Source organism: Saccharopolyspora taberi (genome assembly GCF_039534165.1).
GTDB lineage: Bacteria > Actinomycetota > Actinomycetes > Mycobacteriales > Pseudonocardiaceae > Saccharopolyspora_D > Saccharopolyspora_D taberi.
In genome coordinates this window covers 300,861-323,214 of sequence record NZ_BAAAUX010000005.1, presented here as the reverse complement: position 1 = coordinate 323,214, position 22,354 = coordinate 300,861, and the positions used below count along the sequence as shown (strand labels likewise).

Below are 22,354 nucleotides of genomic sequence, written 5' to 3'. Positions count from 1 at the left end.
CCTGACGCGCCGCCGCGCGGACCGGTTTAGAAAATCGTTACGGGATTCACGATGTCGGCCACCAGGACCAGCAGCGAGTAGGCGATGAACACCAGGCTGACCCCGTAGGCGAGCGGCATCAGCTTGGCGGTGTCGAACGGGCCCGGGTCCGGCCTGCGGATCAGCCGCGCGAACCGGCGCCGGATCGACTCCCACGCGGCGCCCGCGATGTGCCCGCCGTCCAGCGGCAGGATCGGCAGCATGTTCAGCACGAACAGCGACAGGTTCACCCCTGCCAGCAGGTTGAACATCATCACGATCCGGGACTCGACCGAGAACTGGTCGTAGGACAGCACCTCGCCGCCGATCCGGCTGGCGCCCACGACCCCGATCGGCGAGTCGTCCTCGCGCTCGCCGCCGAAGATCGCCGAGACCAGGTCCGGCACCCGCTGCGGCAGCTCGATGACCTTCTGCACGGTCATGCTGAGCATGTTGCCCATCGTGCCGACCACACCGGCGAGGTCCTGCTTGACCATGACCGAGGTCGGCGACAGGCCGAGGAAGCCCACCTTGACCATCTCGTCTGCGTCGTCGAGCTTGGGCATCTCGTTCTCGATCAGGTTCGGCGTCAGCGTCAGCCGCTGGTCACCGCGCTCGACCTCCACCGGCACCACGCCGGAGGAGTCCCGGATGGCCCGCTGGAGCTCCGCCCACGAGCTGTACGGACGGCCGCCGAACGCGACGATCCTGTCCCCGGGCTGGAAACCCGCCTCGGCGGCCGGGGTCCGCGGCGCGTCGGGCGGGCACTGCGCGACGTTGCCCGCGCTGGCGGGCAGCACGCACTCGCTGACCTTGCCGACCGTGGTCGTCGGGGTGCTCACGCCGAAGCCCATCAGGCTCGCGGTGAAGATCGCCACGGCCAGGACCAGGTTCATGAACGGGCCGCCGAACATCACCAGCATCCGCTTCCACGGGCTGCGCTGGTAGAACTGCCGGTGCGCGTCCTCCGGGCGGACCTCCTCGGCCACCGCCTGCCGGGCGTCCTCGATCATCAGCCGGAACGGGGTGGACGCCGCGGTGCGGCCGTACTCCTCGTCCTTCTTCGGCGGGAACATCCCGATCATGCGGATGTAGCCGCCGAACGGGATGGCCTTGATCCCGTACTCGGTCTCGCCCTTCTTCCGGGACCAGATCGTCCGCCCGAAGCCCACCATGTACTGGGTGACCTTGATCCCGAACAGCTTGGCCCACATCAGGTGGCCGAGCTCGTGCCAGGCGATCGACAGCAGCAGCCCGACGAAGAAGACCAGGATGCCCACGACGACCAGCATCTAGTTCGACCTCCCTGCCGCGGCGAGCTCCCGGGCGCGCGTGCGGGCCCAGTCCTCGGCCGCGAAGACCTCGTCCACGCTCGCCGGAGCCGCCCGCCACCGGTCCGACTCGGCGAGCACCCCGTCCACAGTGTGCACGATGGACGTGAAACCGATGTTGCCCGCGACGAACGCGGCCAGCGCCTCCTCGTTGGCCGCGTTGTAGATGGCGGGCAGGCAGCCGCCGGTGCTGCCCGCGTGCCGGGCCAGCTCGACGGCCGGGAACGCCTCGTCGTCGACCGGTTCGAAGGTCCACGACATGGCCTCGGCGAACGACAGCGCGGGCGCGGCGCCGGGGACCCGGTTCGGCCAGTCCAGGCCGAGGGCGATCGGCAGCCGCATGTTCGGCGGGCTGGCCTGCGCCAGCGTCGAGCCGTCGGTGAAGGTGACCATCGAGTGCACGATCGACTGCGGGTGCACCACGACGTCGATGCGGTCGTAGGGGACGCCGAACAGCAGGTGCGCCTCGATCAGCTCCAGGCCCTTGTTGACCAGGGTGGCCGAGTTGATCGTGACCACGTTGCCCATCGACCAGGTGGGGTGCGCGAGCGCCTGCTCCAGCGTCACCCCGCGCAGGTCGGCGGCCTTGCAGCCGCGGAACGGCCCGCCGGAGGCGGTCAGCACCAGCCGGTCGACCTCGTGCTCCCGGCCGCCGAGCAGGCACTGCGCGAGCGCGGAGTGCTCGGAGTCGACCGGGACGATCTGACCGGGCTTGGCCGCCCCCAGCACCAGCGCGCCACCGGCGATCAGCGACTCCTTGTTCGCCAGCGCCAGCGTCGCGCCGCTGTCCAGCGCGGCCAGCGTCGGCTTCAGGCCGCGCGAGCCGTCGACGCCGTTGAGCACGACGTCGGCCGGCGTGGTCTCGACCAGCTCGGTCGCCGAGTCCGGACCGGCCAGCAGCCGGGGCAGCCGGAACTCGCCGCTGGCGTAGCCGAGGCGCTGGGCCTCGGCGTAGAGGGCCAGCTGCACGTCCTCGACCGCGGTGCCCTTCGCCACGGCGACGGCCTCGACGCCGAACTCCAGCGCCTGCGCGGCCAGCGCGGCGGGGTCGCTGCCACCCGCGGCGATCCCGGCCACCCGGAACCACCCCGGGTTCTCCCGGATCACCTCCAGCGCCTGGGTTCCGATCGAGCCGGTCGAGCCGAGCACGACCACGGTCCGTGGCGGACCGTCGTGGCCGCCCGCGGCCGGGCTGGGACTGGGGAACTCAGGAGGCATGGCGTTCTCTGGAGGCATCACCACCATTGTCCCCGAAGGCCTTACCGGCCCGTCGCTCGTGGTGCGCAAATCACGGTCCGCAGTCACGATCGGGGGAGTCGGCGTTGCGCCGATCCGCAGGTAGGAAGGGGGACGCCATGGGCATCATCGGATGGATCGTGCTCGGCCTGATCGTGGGTGCCATCGCCAAGGCGATCATGCCCGGCAAGGACCCGGGCGGGATCCTGGTCACGCTGCTGCTGGGAGTGGTCGGCGCCTTCGTCGGCGGCCTGCTCGGCAACTGGATCTTCGGCGTGGGCATCGACCGGTTCTGGTCGCTGAGCACCTGGCTGCTGGCGATCGCCGGGTCGGTGATCGTGCTCGGGGTCTACCGGGCCGTGGCCGGCCGCAAGGCGGTCAAGGGCGGCTGACGCCCGCGTTGCCTGCGGGCCGGGTCCGGCCGTGTGCGAGGATGGTCCGGCGCGGACCGGATCGTCGCGCGAGCACGGATTTCGGCCCCAGGCGGCCGGTGTGGCACAGGAGGCAACGTGGCGAGCACCGAGCTGGAGAACAAGCCCAGCCAGGCCATCGACCCGGCCGACGAACCGTCGGTGGAGTGGGGCTGGCACGGCGGGTTCCCGAAGGGCACCCAGATCGCGGGCTGGTTCTGCGTTTTCGCGACGCTGGTCATGCTCATCGGCAACCACCAGGGCATCCTCAGCGGCGGCGGGCACTTCAAGACCGAGGACGGCTGGCTGGTCGGGATCGCCGCCGCGCTGGCCATCGGGCTGCTCATGGACCTCAAGCGCAGGCGCACCGCCTGGCGCCGCCGCTGACCTCAGCACTGCGCGGAAGGGTCGTCCCGCTGCGGGGCGGCCCTTCCGGCGTGTCCGGGTGGCGCCCGGGCGCCGCCCTTCCTCCTTCGCGTTGATCACTTCCCAGAACTCGCGAAGGAGACACCCGTGCACTTCGACATCCCCGACGCCCTGATCGCATCGCGCGGCCCGGAGTGGACCGCCGCGCTTCCCGGCCTGGCCGCGGACTGCCTGGACCGGTGGTCGCTGCGGCCGGACGGTCCGCCCCTGCACGGCATGGCCGGGCTGGTCCTGCCCGTGCTCCGCGCGGACGGCACGCGCGCCGCGCTCAAGCTCCAGCCGGTCACCGAGGAGAACGCGGGCACCGTGCTCGGCCTCCGGACGTGGAACGGCGGCGGCGTGGTGCGGTTGCTCGAACACGACCCGGACAGCGGCGCCGTGCTGCTGGAGCGGTTGGACGCCTCCCGGCCGCTGTCCGCCGTCGCCGACGGCGCAGCCGCGTTCCAGGTCCTCGCGGAGCTGCTGGCGCGGCTGGTCGCCGTACCGGCGCCCGGAGGGCTGCGGCGGCTGGCCGACATCGCCGCCGCCATGCTCGACGAGGTCCCGGACGCGGCGCCCGCGCTGCGGAACCCAGCCGAGCAGCGGTTGCTGCGGACCTGCGCGTCCGCGGTGGCCGAGCTGGTCGACGAGCCCGGCGACCGGCTGCTGCACTGGGACCTGCACCACGACAACGTGCTCGCCGGTCAGCGGGAGCCGTGGCTGGCGATCGACCCCGAGCCGCTGGCAGGTGACCCGGGGTTCGACCTGTGGCCCGCGCTGAACGGCCGGTGGGACGACGTGGCCGCCACCGGCGACCCGGCCCGCGCCGTGCTCCGCCGGTTCGACCTGCTCACCGAGGTCGCCGGGCTGGACCGGGGACGGGCCGCGGGCTGGACGCTGGGCCGGGTGCTGCAGAACGCGCTGTGGGACGTCGAGGACGGCCGGACCGCGCTGGGCCCGGCCGACGTCGTGATCGCCACCGCGATGCTGCGCGTCAGGCGGTGACGTGGGGCCAGGCCATGACACCGGGCCAGGCCGCGACGCACGGGCCAGTCGGTGACGCTGGCCAGGCCCTGACGCCAGGCCAGGCCGCGACCCCAGGCCAGCCGGTGACGTGGGGCCAGGGTGACGCCGGATCAGCCGGTGACGCTGGTCAGGCCGTGGCGCCGGGCCAGCCCGAGACGCCGGGCCACACCCTGACGCCGGGCCACACCCTGACGCCTGGCCACACCCTGACGCCTGGCCAGACCGTGACGCGGGCCCAGGCCCTGACGCGGGCTCAGACGGTGATGCCGGTGAGGACGGTGACGCGCTCCTCGGTGAAGTCGGTCATCGCCGAGCGGACGCCCTCGCGCCCGACGCCGGAGTTCTTCACGCCGCCGTAGGGCATCTGGTCGGCCCGGAAGCTGGGCACGTCGCCGATGATCACGCCACCGACCTCCAGCTCCGCCGACGCGCGGAACGCCACCTGGAGATCCTTGGTGAACACCCCGGCTTGGAGGCCGAACCGCGAGTCGTTGATCGCGGCGAACGCCTCGTCGACGGAGTCGACCGGGGTGATCGTCAGGACCGGACCGAAGACCTCCTCGGCCGACACCTTGGCGTCCGCGGGCACCGAAGACAGGACCGTCGGGGCGTAGGTGGCGCCGTCGCGGACGCCGCCGGTGAGCACCTCGGCCCCGGCGGCGACCGCCTCGTCGACCCACTGCTCGACCCGCTGGGCGGCGGCTTCGTCGATCAACGGCCCGACCCGGGTCGCCTCGTCGCTCGGGTCGCCGGTGCCGAGCGCCTGCACCGCCTTGACCACCTTGGCCCGCACTTCGTCGTAGACGTCGCGGTGGACGTAGACGCGCTGCACGGAGATGCAGGACTGGCCTGCCTGGTACATCGCGAAGGTCGCGATCCGCTCGGCGGCGAAGTCCAGGTCGGCCCAGTCCGGGCACACGACCGCTGCGGCGTTGCCGCCGAGTTCGAGGGTGACGTGCTTGTCCGGCACCGACCGCTGGATGCCGAAGCCGACCGGGCCGGAGCCGGTGAACGACACCACCGGCAGCCGCGGGTCGGCGACCAGGTCGGCGGCCTTGTCGTTGGTGGTGGGCACGATCGACCACGACCCGGCCGGCAGGTCGGTCTCGGCCAGGATCTCGCCGAGCAGCAGCGCCACCAGCGGGGTCTTCGGGGCGGGCTTGAGCACGATCGGCACGCCCGCCGCCAGCGCCGGGGCGACCTTGTGCACCACCAGGTTCAGCGGGAAGTTGAACGGCGCGATGCCGAGGACCGGGCCGCGCGGCACCCGGCGGACCAGCGCCATCCGGCCGGTCGCGCCGGGGTCGGTGTCAAGCCGCTGGAGCTCGCCGGTGAACCGGCGGGCCTCCTCGGCGGCCCAGCGGAAGGTCGACACGGCCCGGCCGACCTCGGCGCGGGCCCAGAAGACCGGCTTGCCGTTCTCGGCGGTGATCAGCCGCGCGATCTCCTCGGACCGCTCGGACAGCCTCCGGCCCACGTGGTCCAGCGCGGCGGCGCGGGCGTGGGCGGGCAGCTTCGCGAACTCGCCGCGGACCGCGTGCGCCGCGGCGACGGCGCGCTCCACGTCGGCGTCGGTGGCGTAGCACGCGGTCGCGACGGTGCTGCCGTCGTAGGGGTGGTGCACCTCGAACGTCGCATCGCTCGTCGCGGCCTCGCCCGCGACCCAGTACCCGGTGACCATCTGGCTTCCTTTCGGTCCGTTCTGCTGCCCGCGACGCTACGAGCCCGGCAATCCGGCGCGTGGTGCCAATCCGTCCATCCGAACCGGTGCCGGGTGGACGGATTGGCACGCCTCAGCGGCCTTCGAGCAGCGGGCGCGCGGGATCGACCGGCACGCCCCTGCGGCGGGCGGCGATCGCCGACAGCGCTTCGAGCACGACCCGGTTGCCCAGCGCGGCGGTGATGTCGGCGTGGTCGTACGGCGGCGACACCTCGACCACCTCGAAGCCGACGACCGGCAGCTCCAGGCACAGCCGCCGGACCGAGTCCAGCAGCTGGCGGGAGGTGAAGCCGCCGGGTTCGGGCGTCCCGGTGCCGGGCGCCATGCCCGGGTCGACGACGTCGATGTCGACGGAGACGAACACGCCGTCGCAGTCGTCGAGCGCGATCCGCGACGCCTCGGTCAGCACGTCGTCGAGCCCGCGGTCGACGATCTCGGCCATCTCGAAGCAGCGCATGCCCTGCCGGGCCATCCACTCCAGCGTCTCCGGCTCGGGCCAGTAGCCGCGCAGCCCGAGCTGGAGGAACCGGTCGCCTCGGCACGCACCGGACTCCAGCAGCCGCCGCATCGGCGTGCCGTGCCCGACCAGCTCGCCGTGGATGATGTCGCCGGTGTCGGCGTGCGCGTCGAAGTGGACCACCGACACCCGGCCCCAGCCGTGGTGGCGGGCCACGCCGGTGATGTCGGCGAGCGCGATGGTGTGATCGCCGCCGATGCAGACCGGGATCGCGCCCGCCGCGCAGACCTTGCGCACGGCCTCGCCGATGCGCTCCAGCGACAGCTCGGTGTTGCCCGCGGGCATCAGGACGTCGCCGACGTCGACGATCTTGAGGTCCTGCAACGGGTCCACCCGCAGGGACAGGTGCGGGCGGGAGCCGTCGTGCGGGAGGTAGTCGCAGCCGCGGATGGCCATCGGGCCCATCCGGCAGCCGGACCGGTGGCCGGTGCCGCCGTCGAACGGCGCACCGATGATGACGGCGTCGGCGTCGGCGTAGGTGGACTCGTCGTCGAGGTCGGCCTTGCCGACCCCGAGGTAGGTGAAGTCCGGGCCGTGCATATTGCCGATTCTGGGCATGTTTCCGTGTGCCATCGCGTCACTCCTGTTCACTGCGGTACTGGGCAGCGAAGCCCGATCACTGCCCGGAGGGAGTGGTCGTCGGGGAATGCGGCGACGGAGCCGGACGTGCCTACGCACTCCGCCGGGAACCGGGTTCCCCGCCCTCGGGGGGCCAGGGCGGGAAACCCGCCGGACGCGCTCGCGACGCGTCAGTCCAGTTTTCCAAGCGGCGCCAGCCGCTTAGCCCACCTGAGCAAGGCGACCACCCGCGGGTTCTCAGGCGTCCGCTGGCGAGGACAGCTTTTTCCGTCGTATTGGCTGGCATACGTCGGAAAAAGATTCCGGAGCCAGCGGGCGCCTGAGGTTCCGCCAAGCGACCACCCACGCAAGACAAGCCGTTCCTAGTCCAACTTGTGCATGACGTGCTTTATGCGCGTGTAGTCCTCGAAGCCGTACTTCGACAGGTCCTTCCCGTATCCGGAGTGCTTGAACCCGCCGTGCGGCATCTCGGCCGCGAGGACCATGTGGTCGTTGACCCACACGCAGCCGAAGTCGAGCCGGGCGGCGAAGCGGTGCGCGCGGCCGTGGTCGCGGGTCCACACGCTGGAGGCCAGGGCGTAGTCCACGCCGTTGGCCAGCCGCAGCGCCTCCTGCTCGTCGCGGAAGGTCTGCACGGTCAGCACCGGGCCGAAGATCTCCTCCTGCACGGCCTCGTCGTCCTGGCGCAGGCCCGCGACGACCGTCGCCGGGAAGAAGTAGCCCCGCTCGCCGACGCGTTCGCCGCCGGTGAGCACCCGCGCGTGCGCGGGCAGCCGCTCCACCACGCCCCGCACCCGTTCGAACTGCGCGGCGTTGTTCAGCGGGCCGAACGCGCTGTCCACATCGGACGGAGGTCCGCAGCGCAGCTCCTCGGCCCGCGCGACGAGCTTCGCGGTGAACTCCTCGGCCACCGACTCCTCGACGAGGACCCGGGTCGCCGCGGTGCAGTCCTGCCCGGCGTTGAACAGACCGCCACCGGCGATGCCCTCGGCCGCCGCGTCCAGGTCGGCGTCGGCGAACACCAGCGCGGGTGCCTTGCCGCCGAGCTCCAGGTGCACGCGCTTGACGTCCTCGGCCGCGGCGGCCGCGACCTGCTGCCCGGCCCGGGTCGAGCCGGTGATCGACACCATCGCCGACACCGGGTGCGCCACCACCGCGCGGCCGGTGTCCCGGTCGCCGCAGACGACGTTGAGCACGCCCGGCGGCAGCACCTCGGCCGCGACCTCGCCCAGCAGCGCGGCCGTGACCGGCGTGGTGTCGGCCGGCTTGAGCACCACCGTGCAGCCCGCCGCGATCGCGGGCGCGATCTTCCAGACGCCCATCAGCAGCGGGTAGTTCCACGGCGCGACCTGGCCGACCACGCCGACCGGCTCCCGCCGGACGTAGGAGGTGTGGCCGTCGGCGTACTCGGCGGCACCGGAGCCTTCGAGCAGCCGCGCCGCCCCGGCGAAGAACCGGATCTGGTCGACCGACGCACCGACCTCCTCGGTGCGGGTGGTGGCGACCGGCTTGCCGGTGTTGTCCACCTCCGCCGCGACGAACTCGTCCGCGCGCCGCTCCACCTCGTCGGCCAGCCGCAGCAGCAGCCGCTGGCGCTCGCCCGGCGTGGTCGCGCGCCACGACTCGAACGCGCGCTCCGCCGCCCGGTACGCGGCGTCGACGTCCACTTCGGACGAAAGCGCCGCGGTGCCGAAGCCCTCGCCGGTGCAGGGGTCGACGAGGTCGGTCGTGCGACCGTCGGCGGCGTCGACCGGCTTGCCGTCGATGACGTTGCGAACCGTGCGCATCAGCGGCCTCCGGTGTCCTGCGGGGCACCCGCACCCGGTCGGCCCACGCGAGCGGAGGACAAGTGTGGCTCCCGCATCCCTCCGGTGTCCTGCGGGGCACCCGCACCCGGTCGGCCCGCACGAGCAGCGGACGAGTGCGGCTCCCGCGTCCCTCCGGGCAGAACGCTCAGCATCTCGTAAACAACGTGCGCCGCGGCGATCCCCGTGATCTCGGCGTGGTCGTAGGCCGGAGCGACCTCCACCACGTCGGCGCCGACGATGTTGAGCCCGTCCAGCCCGCGCAGCACCTCCAGCAGCTCGCGGCTGGAGAGCCCACCGGCTTCGGGGGTGCCGGTGCCGGGCGCGAACCCCGGGTCCAGGACGTCGATGTCGACCGAGACGTACACCGGCCTGGAACCGAGCCGGTTCCGGATCCGGTTGATGATGTCGTCCAGCGGGCTGCGGGCGAAGTCGCGGCAGTGCACCGCGGCGAAGCCCATCTTCTCGCTCTCGTCGAGGTCGAGCCTGGAGTACAGCGGGCCGCGGATGCCCACGTGCATCGAGTGGTCGAAGTCGATCAGGCCCTCCTCCGACGCGCGGCGGAACGGGGTTCCGTGCGTGTGGGGCGCGCCGAAGTAGGTGTCCCAGGTGTCGAGGTGCGCGTCGAAGTGCAGCACCGCGACCGGCCCGTGCCGCTCGTGCTGCACCCGCAGCAGCGGCAGGGCGATCGTGTGGTCGCCGCCGACGGTCACCAGCGTGCGGCTGGTGCCCGACAGCTCGCGGGCGCCGCTCTCGACGGTGGCGATGGCCTCGTCCAGGTCGAACGGGTTCACCCCGAGGTCACCCGCGTCGGCGACCTGCCTGCGGGCGAAGGGCATCGCGTCCAGCGCCGGGTTGTACGGCCGCAGCAGCCGGGAGCTCTGCCGCACGTGGTTGGGGCCGAACCGGGCGCCCGGCCGGTAGCTCACGCCGGTGTCGAACGGCACACCCCACACCACCGCCTCGGCGTCGGTCACGTCGGCGAGCCGGGGAAGGCGGGCGAACGTCGTGTCGCCGCCGTACCTGGGGACGCGGGTGGCGTCCACCGGACCGATCGGGTCGTTCACCGCTTCTCCCCCTCCGCGGCCAGGATCTCCGCCGCGGCCCGCTTGCCGGACTCGATGGCGCCGTCGATGAACGTGCGCCAGCGGCGGGCCGTGTGCGAGCCGCCGAAGTGCACCCGGCCCTCGGCCTCGCCCACCGCGATCTCGTACTTGGCGAACTGGCCCGCCCGGAAGGTCGACCAGAGGCCCTTGTTGAACTCGTCGTGCACCCAGTCGTGCGACTCGGCTCCGACGACCTCGGCCTCGGGAGCGAACTCGCGCACCGCGCGCTGCACGTCGGCGAGGTCGGTGGCGTCGACCCGGTCGTGCTCGGGGGCGAAGCAGACCAGCACCACGCCCTCGTCGGTGGTCTCCATCGCGCCGACGTAGTCGAAGCTGGTGCCCCAGCCGAAACCGCTGATGTCCTCGGGCACGTTGCGGGCCAGCGCCCACACCTTCTGCCCCTGACCGGCGTGGTTCTCCTCCGACATCGCCCGCTTGGCGGCCGACAGCGCCGGGCTGAACTCGATGTCCTGCCAGACGCCGACCGGCGTGGTCATCAGCACCCGGTCGGCGCGCACCGCGCCGCCGTCGTAGGTGACGGTCACGCCGTCGTCGTCGGACTCGACCCCGCGGACCGGGCTGGAGAACCGGATCTCGGCGCCGCCGTCCTGCCGGATCGCCTCGGCCAGCGACACCGTGCCGTTGACGAACGTGTAGCCGAGCACGCTGGCCTGCACCATGCCCCACAGCGAGTTGTCCATCGACGCCAGCCAGCGGATGACGTCCAGCGCCGAGCCGGTGTCCTCGTCGGCGTTGGCGCAGCCGCAGAACCACGACATGAGCAGTTCCTTGGCGTTGCCGGTCAGGCCCGCGTTCTCGGCCCACTGCCGGATCGGGACGTCGAGGTCCTCCAAGCCCTGCTCGGACAGCGGGCGCATCGGGTCGAGCCGTTCACCGGCCTCGATCAGCGCGCGCACCGCGTGCTCCAGCGCGCCGTACTCCTCCGGCGGCACCGGCAGCAGCGAGTCGAGCACCTTGCCGTGGTCGGACCAGGTCATCCGCTCCGGCAGCTCGCTGTCCTTGATCGGGATGCCGTACCGCTGGACCTCGGCCCACACGTGGGTCTGCTGCGGGACGATCCAGGTGCCGCCCATCTCCAGGCCGAAGCCGCCGAGGGCCGCCGGGCGGTACCAGGTGGAACCGCCGATGCGGTCCCTGGCCTCCAGCACCAGCACGTCCCGGCCTGCCTCGCGCAGGTCGCGCGCCGCGGTCAGGCCGGAGAAGCCCGCGCCGATCACGACGACGTCGTAGCGGTCCATTGCTTGCACACTTCCTTCGTTGCGGTGGTGGTCAGGCGCGGACGGCCTGACCGGGGATCTCGGGGTCGGCCGCGGGCACCGGCTGCGGCGAGCCGATGGTCAGCAGCAGGTAGGCGGCGAGCGCGGTGGCGGCGGCGAGCAGGAAGCTCAGGTCGATGCCGCGGGTCCACTCGATCAGCGGGCCGCGGAACAGGGCGGTGTCGACCGACAGCAGCCCCACGGCGGAGCCGATCGCCCACGCGGCGGTGGCGCGCAGGTTCCAGCCGCCGGTGAACCAGTAGACGCCACCCCGCGACCGCCGGTTGTAGACCTGGAGCGCGTCCGGGTCGTAGTTGCCGCGGCAGCGGGCGAAGCCGGCCAGCGTGATCACCGCCCACGGCGCGCCGACGGCCGTGAGCAGCAGGACGAAAGCGGTGACCGCGTCCTCGGCGTCCCAGACGAAGTAGCCCAGGTAGACCAGCACCATCGACATCGCCGAGACCAGCACGGTGGCCTTGACCCGCGACAGCGGCGGCACGATCGCGTCCAGGTCCAGGCCCATGCTGTAGATCAGGATCCCGGCGTTGCCGATCGTGCCGAAGACCCCGTTGAGCAGCAGCGGGACCAGGAACCACACGGGTGCGGCCGCCACCAGCGGGCCGACGTAGTCCTCGGCGGCGCGGGCGGCGAAGGCGGTGAACGTGCCGAACAGCTGCGGGATCAGCAGGCCGAAGACCATGCCAACGACCGTGGCGGCGAAGACCCGGCGGGAGGAGTGCCGCTTCGGCGAGACGTAGCGGCTGTAGTCGCCGAGCAGCGTGATGAACGCCATCGGCCCGCTGAGCCCGGCGGCGACGGTGGACAGCGCCCAGGTGGTCCAGAAGTCGCCCAGCGCGTACCCGCCGGAGACGACCGGGCCGGTGGTGAACTGCCCGGCGTAGCCGACGATCCCGGCCGCCATCAGCACCAGCGTGCCGAGCGCGACCCACTTGCTCATGCTGGTCAGCAGCCGGTAGCCGTAGATCGCGATCACCACCGACAGCACGCCGAGCAGCGCGTACACGGCGCTGTAGCTGAGCCCGCCGTCGGGCAGGCCGAGGAGCCGGCTCAGCGGTCCGACGACCGCCGCGCCGCCGGTCCACACCGTCAGCGCCGCGTAGCCGAGCGACAGCAGCAGGCCGATGACCGAGCCGATCAACCTGCCGCGCACGCCGAAGGTGCCGCCGCTGCTGGTCGACAGGTTCGTGCCGGTGCGCATCGACACCAGCGACAGCGGTGCCACCAGCAGCGTGCCCAGCAGGGTGCCGGCGATCATCGAGGTGACGCTCGGCCAGAACTCCAGGCCGAACGAGGCCGGCAGCCATCCGAAGATGACCACGCCGAGGCACATGTTCGAGCCGAGCAGGATGCCGACGATGTCGCGCGGCCTGCCGGTCCGGTCGGCGTCGGGGATGGTGTCGACGCCGTGCTTCTCGATGCCGCGCGGCACGTCGTCGTACGACGGTGCTTCCGGGGTCATGCGGAGTGACCTCCCTGGGGCTGGGGCCGGTGCGGGTGCACCGGGCGGGGACAGCGGTGGCCGCGCGGCTCCAGCAAGAGTGGGGGTGGTCACGTCGGAAAGGGAGGGACCGATCCTCCGAAGTACTTCTCCCGCGTTGGAGGTTTCGACAACGCCGGGCTCAGCGACGGGGCCGGCTGGTCACTGCCGCAGAGCGCGCATGGCCAGGAAGAGGTCGACCCGGTCCGGGGTCTTCGAGAGGTTGCGGCCGGTCAGCTCTTCGACGCGGCTCATCCGGTGCCGGAGCGTGTTGATGTGGACGTGCAGCCGCTGCGCGGCTTCCTGCCAGCGGCAGTTGGTGTCCAGGAAGACCTCCAGCGACGGCAGGAGGTCACCGCCCCGGCGCTCGTCGTGGTCGAGGACCGGACCGAGCAGCGCCCGCGAGGTCGACGCCAGCAGTTCCGGGTCCTGCGCCGACAGCAGCAGCGACGGGCTGCTGAGCTGGTCGTGGGTCATCCAGCCCGTCCCGGCCCTGCCCGACACCGCCTCGGCGGCGTGCTCCGCCTGCAGCAGGCTCACCCGCAGCTCCGCCGCGGGCCCGGGCTTCCCGACGCCCACCGGCGCGCCCAGCGCGCCGTGCACGCGCCGCGCCAGCTCCGCTGCCGCTCCGCGCACCCGCGCGAACGCGATCGCTTCGCCGCTTCGCTGGACCGCGACTCCGTCGCTGCCCAGCAGCTCCCCCAGCCGCACCGCGTCCCGCTCGGGCTTGTCGCCGCGCACGACGACCGCCGCGAGCGGTCCGTCCGGCGGCAGCCCGAGCGAGTGCAGCCGGGTGCGCACGGTTTCGACGCCCACCGTCGCGCTCTGGACCCACTCGAACAGCTCCCAGGCGTAGCGCAGCTCGGTCGCGCGCACCGCGCGGTTGCGCTCGATCTCGAGCGCGATGAACGGCATCGCCTGCACCACCGCCGCGTGCTGCTCGACGTCCAGCTCCTCCAGCGGGCGCGGCAGCAACAGCTGCGCCTCGGCCAGCCCCTCCCCGACCAGCGGCAGCGGGTGTTCGGGTTCCGGCGCAACGCCTTCGACCAGACCGCCGTCCACCCGGACCGCGACCGGCAGGCCCAGCTGCCCGGACAGCGTGCGCAGCACCGTGTCGACGCCCCGACGCACGCGCAGCGCGGCGACGATCGCGTCGTGCTGGCCCAGGTGGCGCCGCAGCGGACGCTCCCACTCGGCCCGCTTGCCGCTCACGAACGCCTCGACGACCTGGAGGAACGCGACGTCGACCGGCACCGCGAAGCAGGTCAGCCCGCGTTCGCGGGCGGCGGCGGTGAACTCCTCGGGCACCTCGGTCTCCGGCGGCACCGGGCCGAACCCGACGGCCGCGACGTCGGCGGCGGCGAGGTCGTCGACGAAGTCGCGCGCGGTGATCCCGGCCGCCCGCCACACCCCGGCGGTGAGCACGACCTCGCCGCCGCGCAGGAACCGGCCGGGGGCGCGGACCTCGATGGTGTGCACCCAGCGGATCGGCCGGTCCACGTTGCCGGGGACCAGCAGCTCCAGCCCCAGCCCGGGTTCCCGGAGAAGATCGTCGACCAGCACCGCAGTCCCTTTCCGTCCGTCCGGTCAGCCGGACCGGTCGTGCACCTGCAACGCCAGCCACAGCTCCGCGCGCACGCCCGGCTGGTCGAGGCCGCGGCCGAGCAGCTGCTCCACCTTGCGCATCCGGTTGCGCAGGGTGTGCCGGTGCACGCCCAGCCTGCTCGCCGCCGGGTCCCACTGCCCGTGCTGGGCCAGCCACTCCCGCAGCGACGCCACCAGCACCTCGTTCGAGCGCAGCGGTGCGAGCAGCGCGTCGGCGAACGCGCGGGCGTCGCGCTCGGGGACGAGCCGCAGCAGACCGCCGCCCGCGAGTTCGGAGAAGTGGACCACACCGCCCGCGCGGTCCGCGGCGGCAGCCGCCTGCCCGGCTTCGCGCAGCCCGCCGGCGAGCGAGCTCAGCTCGCAGGGATCGGAGATCCCGATCAGCAGGTCGGGCAGCCCGGCCAGCCACTCCGCACCCGTCTCGGACGCGAGCGCGACGACCGCGCCCTCGTGCTCGGCGAGGAACATCGGCGCGCTCGGCTGCTCGGCCTCCAGCTGGTGCAGCAGGTCGTCCGGGTCGCGCCCGCGCAGCACCAGCACCCGCAGCGGCTCCGGCGGCAGTTCCGCGTGCAGGTCGGCGAGGTCGACCGGCTCGCCGCGCAGCATCAGCTCCAGGTAACCGGCCCGCAGCCGCCGGCGGGCGCCGCTGAGCGCCTCGACCTGCTCCAGCGCGAGCGTCAGCAACGAAGCCGCGGAGTTGATCACGTGGTGGTCGGTGGTGCCGAACGGAGCCTCCCGGCCCACCACCAGGAATCCCCGCGCCCGGCCGCCGAGCGCCTGCATGCTGACCTCCTGCCCGTCGACCGACACGCCGGCCGCGGCCAGGCCCCGCTTCGCCCGCAACCGCTCGACATCAGCGGTCAGTGCCTCCAGGCGCGCGGCGGCCGACGCGGGTGCGGCGTGCATCAGCCCGCCCGCCGCGTCGAGCAGCAGCACCCAGGCGTCCAGCAGCGACGCGAGCTTGCGGACCAGCGCGGCCAGCCCGTGCGCGGTGCCCGCGGCCTGCGCCAGCTCGTGCTGCGCCCGGCTGGTCCGGCGCAGCCCCGCGTACTCCTCGGCGGCGATGGCGCGGGAGACCGCCTTGCTGATGGCGATGAACGGCGTCCGCTTCGGCACCTCCAGCAGCGCCAGCCCGGCCCGCGCCGCCGCGTCGGACAGGGCGGCGGGGATCCGGTCGTGGCTGAGCCCGACGCCGAATCCCAGGCCGGCCACACCCGCGGCGGTGAGCCGGTCGACGAAGTCCGCGCACAGCTCCGGGCGCAGCGAAAGACCGGTGGTCAGCAGCAGCTCGCCACCCTCCAGGAACGGCGTCGGGTCGGCCAGTTCGCTGGTGTGCACCCAGGAGACCGGCCGTTCCAGCGCGGGCGCGCCCGCGTGCGTGATCAGGCCCAGAGCGGGGTCGGCGACGAGCTCCCGCAAGCTCAGCGGCATCGGCAATCCCACCTGACAGATTGTTGAGACTGAAGCCGGGAGTTAACCAGATTGTCCACTCCCGCCACGGCGGCGCACCCGGCGAACCTGGTCGTGCACCAACGCGAAGGAGGGTCGCCAGTGACCACGACGATGTCCCTGCCCCAGGTCCGCGAGCTGCGCACGGAGATCCCGGGCCCGCTGTCGCGGGAGCTGCAACAGCGCCGCGCCGCGACCGTGGCGGCCGGGATCTCCAGCGTGCTCCCGGTGTTCGTCGCCGAGGCGTCCGGCGGCGTGCTGCGCGACGTCGACGGCAACAGCCTGATCGACCTCGGTTCGGGCATCGCGGTCACCAACGTCGGCAACGCCGCGCCCGAGGTGGTCGAGCCGGTGCGCAGGCAGGCGGCCGAGTTCACCCACACCTGCTTCATGGTCACGCCGTACGAGAACTACCTGCGGGTGTGCGAGGAGCTGGCCGACCTCACCCCCGGCGACCACGCCAAGCGCAGCGCGCTGTTCAACTCCGGCGCCGAGGCGGTGGAGAACGCGATCAAGATCGCCCGCCGGGCCACCGGCCGCCAGGCGGTCGTGGTCTTCGACCACGCCTACCACGGGCGCACCAACCTCACGATGGCGCTGACCGCCAAGTCCAAGCCGTACAAGCACGGTTTCGGCCCGTTCGCGCCCGAGGTCTACCGGGTGCCGATGTCCTACCCGGTCCGCGACGAGCGCACCGGCGCCGAGAGCGCCCGGGAGGCCATCGACCGGATCGAGAAGCAGCTCGGCGCGGACACCGTGGCGGCCGTGCTGATCGAGCCGATCCAGGGCGAGGGCGGGTTCATCGAGCCCGCGCCCGGGTTCCTGCCCGCGATCTCGCGGTGGTGCGGCGACAACGGCGTGCTGTTCGTCGCCGACGAGATCCAGACCGGTTTCTGCCGCACCGGCACCTGGTTCGCCTGCGACCACGAGAACGTGGTGCCCGACCTGATCACCACCGCCAAGGGCATCGCGGGCGGGCTGCCGCTGGCGGCGGTCACCGGCCGTGCCGAGCTGATGGACGCCATGCCGCCGGGCAGCCTCGGCGGCACCTACGGCGGCAACCCGCTGGCCTGCGCCGCCGCGCTCGGCTCGATCCGCGCGATGCGCGAGCGGGACCTGACCGCCGCCGCGCGCGGGATCCAAGACCTCGCCGTGCCGCGGCTGCGCGCGATGGCCGAGTACACCGCCCGGATCCTCGACGTCCGGGGCCGCGGCGCGATGCTCGGCATCGAGTTCGTGCGGGCGGGCAGCACCGAACCGGACCCGGAGCTGACCGCGAAGATCGCCGGGACGTGCCACCGGCAGGGCGTCGTGGTGCTCACCTGCGGCACCCACGGCAACGTGATCCGCCTGCTGCCGCCGCTGGTCATCGGCCACGACCTGCTCGACGAAGGACTGCGGGTGCTGGAAGCGGCGATCCGCGAGCACGTCCGCTGACAGGCCTGGCCGCGAGTACCTTGCCGGGAGCACTCGCGGCCGGGGCGGCCCTCCGGGGCCACCGCCTGGGGCGTCCCTCGCCCGATCGCCCTGACGGCGAGGGGCGTCCCAGGTCCTACTCCAGCACCGACCGGACGGCCTCCGGGGTCCGGCCGATCACGGCGGTCCCGTCGTCGGCGGTGATGATCGGGCGCTGGATCAGCTCCGGCTTCTCGGCCAGCATCGCGATCCAGCCCTGCCGGTCCGCCTTCGGCGGCAGCCCGGAAGCATCCTCGCCGACGCGCGCGATGTCCCACGGCTCCAGCCCGAGCCGCTCCAGCACCTCGCCGAGCTCGGCCGCGGTCGGCGGCTCGTCCAAGTAGCGGCGGACGGTGTACTCGGCGCCGGCCTCGTCGAGCATCTCCAGCGCGGAAGCGCACTTCGAGCACGCCGGGTTGACCCAGATCTCCATGGCCCGACCCTAACCACCTCACGTTCCCGGGCTCCCGGACGTCTACCCGGTGTAGGAGGTGATGCGGCATGCACACGGTGATCGACTCCCCGCTGGGCGAGCTGACGCTCGTCGGCGACGGCGAAGCCCTGACCGGGGTGTACTTCGAAGGCCACCGCCGCAGGCCCGCGCAGGAGACCTTCGGGCCGCGGGTGGAGACCGGGTTCGAGGAGACGGCGCGGCAGCTCGGCGAGTACTTCGCCGGGGAGCGCACCCGGTTCGAACTGCCGCTGGCGCCGCGGGGCGACGAGTTCCACCAGCGGGTCTGGGCGCAGCTGGCCGAGATCCCCTACGGCGAGACCCGCTCGTACGGCGACCTCGCCCGCGCGCTGGGCGACCCCGCGCTGGCGCAGGCGGTCGGCGCGGCCAACGGCCGCAACCCGCTGTGCGTGGTGGTGCCGTGCCACCGCGTGGTGGGCGCCGACGGCGCTCTGACCGGTTACGCGGGCGGCCTGGACCGCAAGCGCTTCCTGCTGGACCTGGAAGAACCCGCCGAAGCGAGGCTGTTCTGAGACGGAACGGCTCTGCCGCTTCGGACGCCTGAGAACCCGCCGGTAGCGAGGAGACCACGAGATGACCTTCACCGAGAGAGTGGCGAGCGCGGACTGGGCGGCGGTGGCCGAAGAGGTCGACGAGTACGGCTGCGCGCTGCTGCCGCGGCTGCTGACCACCGAGGAAGCCGCCGGCCTCGCGAGCCTCTACGACGAGCCGGAGCACTTCCGCAACACGATCAACATGCGCAGGCACCGCTTCGGCGAAGGCGAGTACCGCTACTTCGCCAGCCCCTTCCCGGAGGCGGTCGAACAGCTCCGGCAGGCGCTCTACCCGCGGCTGCTGCCGATCGCCCGCGACTGGAACGAGAAGCTCGGCTGGGGCCTGCGGTGGCCGGACACGCTCGACGAGTGGCTGGCCGAGTGCCACGAGGCGGGCCAGTCCCGGCCCACCCCGATCCTGCTGCGCTACGACGCGGGCGGCTGGAACGCGCTGCACCGGGACCTGTTCGGCGACAAGGTCTTCCCGCTCCAGGTCGTGATCAACCTGAGCGAGCCGGGCGTCGACCACACCGGCGGCGAGTTCCTGCTGGTCGAGCAGCGGCCGAGGGCCCAGTCCCGGGGTACCTCGACGCTCATCCCGCACGGCCACGGCCTGGTGTTCACCACCCGCGACCGGCCGGTGCGGTCGGCGCGCGGGTGGTCGGCGTCGCCGGTGCGCCACGGGGTGTCGGCGGTGCGGTCCGGCCGCAGGCACACCCTCGGCCTCGTCTTCCACGACGCCGCATGAGCGCGGTGATCGGCGAGGACGGTCTGGCCCGGCCGCCGTGGGCGGCGACCGATCCGCTGCTGCGCGAGTACTACGACACCGAGTGGGGCATGCCGGTCCGCGGTGAGCAGGCGCTCTACGAACGGATCAGCCTGGAAGCCTTCCAGGCCGGCCTGTCGTGGGCGACGATCCTGCGCAAGCGCCCGGCGTTCCGGAAGGCGTTCGACGACTTCGAGCCGGAGGCGGTGGCGGCCTACGGCGAGGACGACGTCGAACGCCTGATGGCCGACACCGGGATCGTGCGGAACCGCCTGAAGATCCACGCCGCGATCACCAACGCCCGCGCGACGATCGAGCTGCGCGCCGAAGGCGGCCTCGACGAGTTCGTCTGGTCGTTCAAGCCGGACAAGACCCCGGAGCCACGCACGATCGAGGAGATCCCGACCACCTCACCGGAGTCGAAGGCCCTGGCGAAGGCGTTGCGCCGCAAGGGTTTCGCCTTCGTCGGCCCGACCACGATGTTCGCCCTGATGGAAGCGATCGGGATGGTCGACACCCACCTCGTCGACAGCCACCGCCGCGGCACCTCCGGCGTCTGGTGAGCTGCGGTCCGGGTGCGTGGGTGCCGGAGGTCCACTCGTAGCCCTCGGCCCGGCTCGTCGTCATGCGGCCACTCGGGCAACCATCGCGGCCAAGTTTCAGGGTCTGCCAGCCCTGCTGCACTCGCTCGCCACCGTCGACCAGAGTCGAAGGCCGGACGAGCGAATACAGCTGGCAATCCTCCTGGTCAGACCGTCTCAAGTACATCAATCACGAGGCGTCCTCCACACTTTCATCCGACACTTCGAGCTCACCAAGAATGCGCCAGGCCAGCTCGGCAAGCGTCTCGCCGGACCGGGTTTCCCACCGCGCCGTTCCTTGATTCGCGACAGGTCGCTGCTTCCACTGAGCCAGCTTCCACATGTGCGATATCAGCCCGGAGGGCGAGTATTGCTTGCCATCAGCAGCCCAAAGGATCGGTTTCGCCCGGTGCGGCACCCACGTTGCCCGAGCCCGTTTCGGATCCTCAGCCAGCCAGTCACGGAGAGCCTCGTTCTCGAGGGGGAACGCCTTGGTAAGGGTTAGCGCCTCACCCTCTGCAAGCACACCCTTGTCAATCAGAACAGAAACGGCGTTAGGCCGCCGACGCTTGCGTTGCCCTGGCGTACGACGGTACTTGTCCGGAGCTGCAGCAAGGTTCCCTTCAACCGCAGTGTCGAGCACGCGCGCAACGACCTCACGGCAACGCGATACATCCGAGCACACTGCCCGGATCTGAGACCGTTCCGTGTACAATACGTCAATTGCGGCCGCCACCGAAGGCAACAGTTCACTAATCAGTTGAGACGTTTCTCCAACAGCCTGAGCAGCCCATTCCAACTTCGGATCCGGCTCATCAATGGACTCCGTATCCAGACGCTGGAAGACAAGGTGAGCAAGTAGGTAAGCACCGTGCTCCGTGAGAGCCGCGCCTCTTCCCTCATAGCGTGTCCGCAGCTCGTGAAGACTGCGGCGCACCTCTCTAAGGACCTGCACAGCGTTCCACAAGAGGTAAGCACTGGGCTGAGGACGAAACAAGGAATCATAGATGCCCTGAGAGCCACGCTCCCACAACACATCGAGGGTGGTTGCTATCCGAGCCGCATACTGACTGTCAGGATGAGCACATGCCAGCGCGCACGCTGCCTCAACAACTGAGCAACCAGTGTCCGGATGCGGCTCCAGTTCACTGCGGCGGACACTGTACTCCAGCCCGAGTTCAGCACGCATCTCCTCGGAGATTGCCGCTTGGATTGAATCGAGGGCTATGAAGTCACGTGCCTCGACTCGGTTTTGCCGGTTGGTAGCCTGCGTGGTTTGCCTAGCAAATACCTCAGCTTTGCCTGTCACGATAATACGAACGCCGACCTGCGCCGAAGCGGCGGTCCCCTCAGCAGCGACTGCTTCCGCGACAGATCTCACAGTCTGAGCACCATTGACCACGCTGGCGTTGTGCAGCGTCAGGCCGAGCGGTCGTGTGTGGGGCGTTCGCATGGACTGCTGAGTCTTCTCAACTGACTCGCAGAGAATCGTAACGCCGTTGTTGAAGTACCAGAAGTGAGCTGGCTCGACAGTCAGCGTATCGATCAACTCGTTGTTGATCGCGGTCCTTCCCAACGGGTTACGAATATTCAGGTTAAACAGGTCCGATCCATGCTTCACCCAGTCAGCTACTTGTTCAGCCTCCACCACACCCTGATATGACTCATACGGGGCGAGGATCGCAAACCACGGGAAAAGATCGGCCGTAAGTTCAACTGGCCGAGGGGCGAGATCCTTTCGGACTGACTCCCAAACTTCAGCAGCAAGAATAATACGATGATCTAGGACTTCACCGTATCGATTGAACTCCTTCTCTCCAGTAATGAGCGCGTGGCGAAAGCCCTCTGTCACGTCGTCGGCTCGCATCAGAACCACGACCTGCGTGATGGGCACTGGACCCTTGGCCATTACGTTCTTCGCGAGCTCAGCAAGCTGCCGACCACGCGGATTGAACGGGGCAAAGTCCTCGTCGTCTATCAGCCGGAGCCCAGCGATCAGCTCCATAACCGCCGTTCGCTCACTATTTGCCTTGCCGTCTTTACTCCACTTCGCCTGGACAACATAGACGTGAGGATCTGGGCCGTCGACGATTGCAATCGCGTCGATGCCTTGGTCCCCCAGCCCATCGATGACAGTGAGCGCAGCCTCCGTTGGACTGAATCCGGTGACAATTCGGACAGCCTGGGCCGCCAAAGCCCTCGAAAGAAGGCGTGGCTCTCGATACTCAGCCGGCTTCCCCTCCAGGTCGCTCGCGTCCAAAAGACCTGCATCTACGTACACTGTGCGCAGAGCTTTCTCCACTTGGCGGACCTGGATGGTCACATCCGCACGACCGTGCGACCCGTTAGTTGCACTCAACCGTCCATCCCTCCAGTGTGTCGATCACAAAATTTCACGATGCGATCGCTTGGTTGTGCATCAACACGGCACAAACATCCATGGCGGCATCGAGCCGATCGACACCGAAGCCGGAATCCGTACCCGCGACTGCGATTCCTCTTCCCGGCAGCCACTTCGGGCGCAGCGACGCGAGTAGACATCCCCCATGCGTTCACCGTCCGATG

At 71.2% G+C, this 22,354-nt stretch carries 19 protein-coding genes; 7 read left to right on the top strand and 12 right to left on the bottom strand.

All coding sequences use genetic code 11. The annotated features are described in order from the left end of the window. Positions 1–26: 26 nt before the first annotated feature. Positions 27–1,310: a M50 family metallopeptidase gene (locus tag ABD691_RS06150; protein ID WP_344678428.1), complete on the bottom strand. Its 1,284-nt coding sequence runs from the start codon at positions 1,308–1,310 to the stop codon at positions 27–29. Then, positions 1,311–2,567, bottom strand: a complete 1,257-nt coding sequence (dxr, locus tag ABD691_RS06145) for a 1-deoxy-D-xylulose-5-phosphate reductoisomerase (protein WP_344678463.1) — start codon at positions 2,565–2,567, stop codon at positions 1,311–1,313. Between the two features lie 137 nt (positions 2,568–2,704). Here dxr and ABD691_RS06140 point away from each other — a divergent pair, with 137 nt between their 5' ends. The 3 genes from ABD691_RS06140 (at position 2,705) to ABD691_RS06130 (ending at position 4,405) form a co-directional block, all read left to right on the top strand. After that, positions 2,705–2,977 (top strand): GlsB/YeaQ/YmgE family stress response membrane protein, encoded by a 273-nt coding sequence (locus tag ABD691_RS06140; protein WP_344678427.1) that lies wholly within the window; start codon positions 2,705–2,707, stop codon positions 2,975–2,977. A gap of 117 nt (positions 2,978–3,094) precedes the next feature. Next, positions 3,095–3,382: a DUF2631 domain-containing protein gene (locus tag ABD691_RS06135; RefSeq protein WP_344678426.1), complete on the top strand. Its 288-nt coding sequence runs from the start codon at positions 3,095–3,097 to the stop codon at positions 3,380–3,382. A gap of 126 nt (positions 3,383–3,508) precedes the next feature. After that, on the top strand, positions 3,509–4,405 hold the full coding sequence (locus ABD691_RS06130; RefSeq protein ID WP_344678424.1) for an aminoglycoside phosphotransferase family protein: 897 nt from the start codon (positions 3,509–3,511) through the stop codon (positions 4,403–4,405). Positions 4,406–4,679: 274 nt separating this feature from the next. Here the strand turns inward: ABD691_RS06130 and ABD691_RS06125 are convergent, their stop codons facing one another. From ABD691_RS06125 to ABD691_RS06090, 8 genes are all read right to left on the bottom strand, one after another. Beyond that, positions 4,680–6,107 carry an aldehyde dehydrogenase family protein gene (locus tag ABD691_RS06125; protein WP_344678423.1) on the bottom strand — a complete coding sequence of 476 codons (1,428 nt, stop codon included), beginning with the start codon at positions 6,105–6,107 and terminating at the stop codon, positions 4,680–4,682. A 112-nt stretch (positions 6,108–6,219) separates the two neighbouring features. Further along, complete coding sequence (speB, locus tag ABD691_RS06120) at positions 6,220–7,236, bottom strand: agmatinase (RefSeq protein ID WP_344678421.1); 1,017 nt, start codon at positions 7,234–7,236, stop codon at positions 6,220–6,222. Positions 7,237–7,604: 368 nt separating this feature from the next. Continuing rightward, positions 7,605–9,029, bottom strand: a complete 1,425-nt coding sequence (locus tag ABD691_RS06115; RefSeq protein ID WP_344678420.1) for an aminobutyraldehyde dehydrogenase — start codon at positions 9,027–9,029, stop codon at positions 7,605–7,607. Beyond that, the gene (gene speB / locus ABD691_RS06110) at positions 9,029–10,114 is read right to left on the bottom strand and encodes an agmatinase (protein WP_344678419.1); all 1,086 of its coding nucleotides are present in this window, start codon (positions 10,112–10,114) and stop codon (positions 9,029–9,031) included. Before speB (ABD691_RS06110) ends, ABD691_RS06115 begins: the two co-directional genes overlap by 1 nt. Continuing rightward, positions 10,111–11,412 carry a flavin monoamine oxidase family protein gene (locus tag ABD691_RS06105; RefSeq protein ID WP_344678418.1) on the bottom strand — a complete coding sequence of 434 codons (1,302 nt, stop codon included), beginning with the start codon at positions 11,410–11,412 and terminating at the stop codon, positions 10,111–10,113. Before ABD691_RS06105 ends, speB (ABD691_RS06110) begins: the two co-directional genes overlap by 4 nt. 31 nt (positions 11,413–11,443) lie before the next feature. Then, positions 11,444–12,910 (bottom strand): purine-cytosine permease family protein, encoded by a 1,467-nt coding sequence (locus tag ABD691_RS06100; protein ID WP_344678417.1) that lies wholly within the window; start codon positions 12,908–12,910, stop codon positions 11,444–11,446. Between the two features lie 180 nt (positions 12,911–13,090). Continuing rightward, positions 13,091–14,491, bottom strand: coding sequence for a helix-turn-helix domain-containing protein (locus tag ABD691_RS06095; RefSeq protein WP_344678416.1), 1,401 nt, complete (start codon positions 14,489–14,491; stop codon positions 13,091–13,093). 24 nt (positions 14,492–14,515) lie between these two features. Continuing rightward, a complete protein-coding gene (locus ABD691_RS06090; protein ID WP_344678415.1) occupies positions 14,516–15,964 on the bottom strand; it encodes a PucR family transcriptional regulator in 1,449 nt (482 codons plus the stop codon). A 132-nt stretch (positions 15,965–16,096) separates the two neighbouring features. On the opposite strand from ABD691_RS06090, the gene gabT reads away from it, so the two are divergent. Further along, positions 16,097–17,419, top strand: a complete 1,323-nt coding sequence (gene gabT / locus ABD691_RS06085) for a 4-aminobutyrate--2-oxoglutarate transaminase (RefSeq protein WP_344678462.1) — start codon at positions 16,097–16,099, stop codon at positions 17,417–17,419. 115 nt (positions 17,420–17,534) lie between these two features. Here gabT and ABD691_RS06080 read toward each other — a convergent pair whose 3' ends face one another. After that, positions 17,535–17,870 (bottom strand): ArsC/Spx/MgsR family protein, encoded by a 336-nt coding sequence (locus ABD691_RS06080; protein WP_344678414.1) that lies wholly within the window; start codon positions 17,868–17,870, stop codon positions 17,535–17,537. Positions 17,871–17,938: 68 nt separating this feature from the next. Here ABD691_RS06080 and ABD691_RS06075 point away from each other — a divergent pair, with 68 nt between their 5' ends. From ABD691_RS06075 to ABD691_RS06065, 3 genes are all read left to right on the top strand, one after another. Beyond that, complete coding sequence (locus ABD691_RS06075; protein WP_344678413.1) at positions 17,939–18,421, top strand: methylated-DNA--[protein]-cysteine S-methyltransferase; 483 nt, start codon at positions 17,939–17,941, stop codon at positions 18,419–18,421. Between the two features lie 61 nt (positions 18,422–18,482). Beyond that, on the top strand, positions 18,483–19,190 hold the full coding sequence (locus ABD691_RS06070; RefSeq protein WP_344678412.1) for a 2OG-Fe(II) oxygenase: 708 nt from the start codon (positions 18,483–18,485) through the stop codon (positions 19,188–19,190). After that, positions 19,187–19,771 carry a DNA-3-methyladenine glycosylase I gene (locus tag ABD691_RS06065; protein WP_344678411.1) on the top strand — a complete coding sequence of 195 codons (585 nt, stop codon included), beginning with the start codon at positions 19,187–19,189 and terminating at the stop codon, positions 19,769–19,771. The genes ABD691_RS06070 and ABD691_RS06065 overlap by 4 nt, the downstream gene beginning before the upstream one ends. Positions 19,772–19,979: 208 nt before the next feature. Here ABD691_RS06065 and ABD691_RS06060 read toward each other — a convergent pair whose 3' ends face one another. Further along, a complete protein-coding gene (locus ABD691_RS06060) occupies positions 19,980–22,112 on the bottom strand; it encodes an AIPR family protein (protein ID WP_344678410.1) in 2,133 nt (710 codons plus the stop codon). Positions 22,113–22,354: the final 242 nt, after the last annotated feature.

Bases quoted from the DNA above. Each gene is read 5' to 3' on its own strand.
- ABD691_RS06080 (WP_344678414.1), bottom strand. From the start codon at position 17,870: ATGGAGATCTGGGTCAACCCGGCGTGCTCGAAGTGCGCTTCCGCGCTG.
- ABD691_RS06140 (WP_344678427.1), top strand. From the start codon at position 2,705: ATGGGCATCATCGGATGGATCGTGCTCGGCCTGATCGTGGGTGCCATC.
- ABD691_RS06090 (WP_344678415.1), bottom strand. From the start codon at position 15,964: ATGCCGCTGAGCTTGCGGGAGCTCGTCGCCGACCCCGCTCTGGGCCTG.
- ABD691_RS06100 (WP_344678417.1), bottom strand. From the start codon at position 12,910: ATGACCCCGGAAGCACCGTCGTACGACGACGTGCCGCGCGGCATCGAG.
- gabT (WP_344678462.1), top strand. From the start codon at position 16,097: ATGTCCCTGCCCCAGGTCCGCGAGCTGCGCACGGAGATCCCGGGCCCG.
- ABD691_RS06150 (WP_344678428.1), bottom strand. From the start codon at position 1,310: ATGCTGGTCGTCGTGGGCATCCTGGTCTTCTTCGTCGGGCTGCTGCTG.
- speB (WP_344678421.1), bottom strand. From the start codon at position 7,236: ATGGCACACGGAAACATGCCCAGAATCGGCAATATGCACGGCCCGGAC.
- ABD691_RS06070 (WP_344678412.1), top strand. From the start codon at position 18,483: ATGACCTTCACCGAGAGAGTGGCGAGCGCGGACTGGGCGGCGGTGGCC.
- ABD691_RS06075 (WP_344678413.1), top strand. From the start codon at position 17,939: ATGCACACGGTGATCGACTCCCCGCTGGGCGAGCTGACGCTCGTCGGC.
- ABD691_RS06065 (WP_344678411.1), top strand. From the start codon at position 19,187: ATGAGCGCGGTGATCGGCGAGGACGGTCTGGCCCGGCCGCCGTGGGCG.
- ABD691_RS06105 (WP_344678418.1), bottom strand. From the start codon at position 11,412: ATGGACCGCTACGACGTCGTCGTGATCGGCGCGGGCTTCTCCGGCCTG.
- ABD691_RS06115 (WP_344678420.1), bottom strand. From the start codon at position 9,029: ATGCGCACGGTTCGCAACGTCATCGACGGCAAGCCGGTCGACGCCGCC.
- ABD691_RS06125 (WP_344678423.1), bottom strand. From the start codon at position 6,107: ATGGTCACCGGGTACTGGGTCGCGGGCGAGGCCGCGACGAGCGATGCG.
- dxr (WP_344678463.1), bottom strand. From the start codon at position 2,567: ATGCCTCCTGAGTTCCCCAGTCCCAGCCCGGCCGCGGGCGGCCACGAC.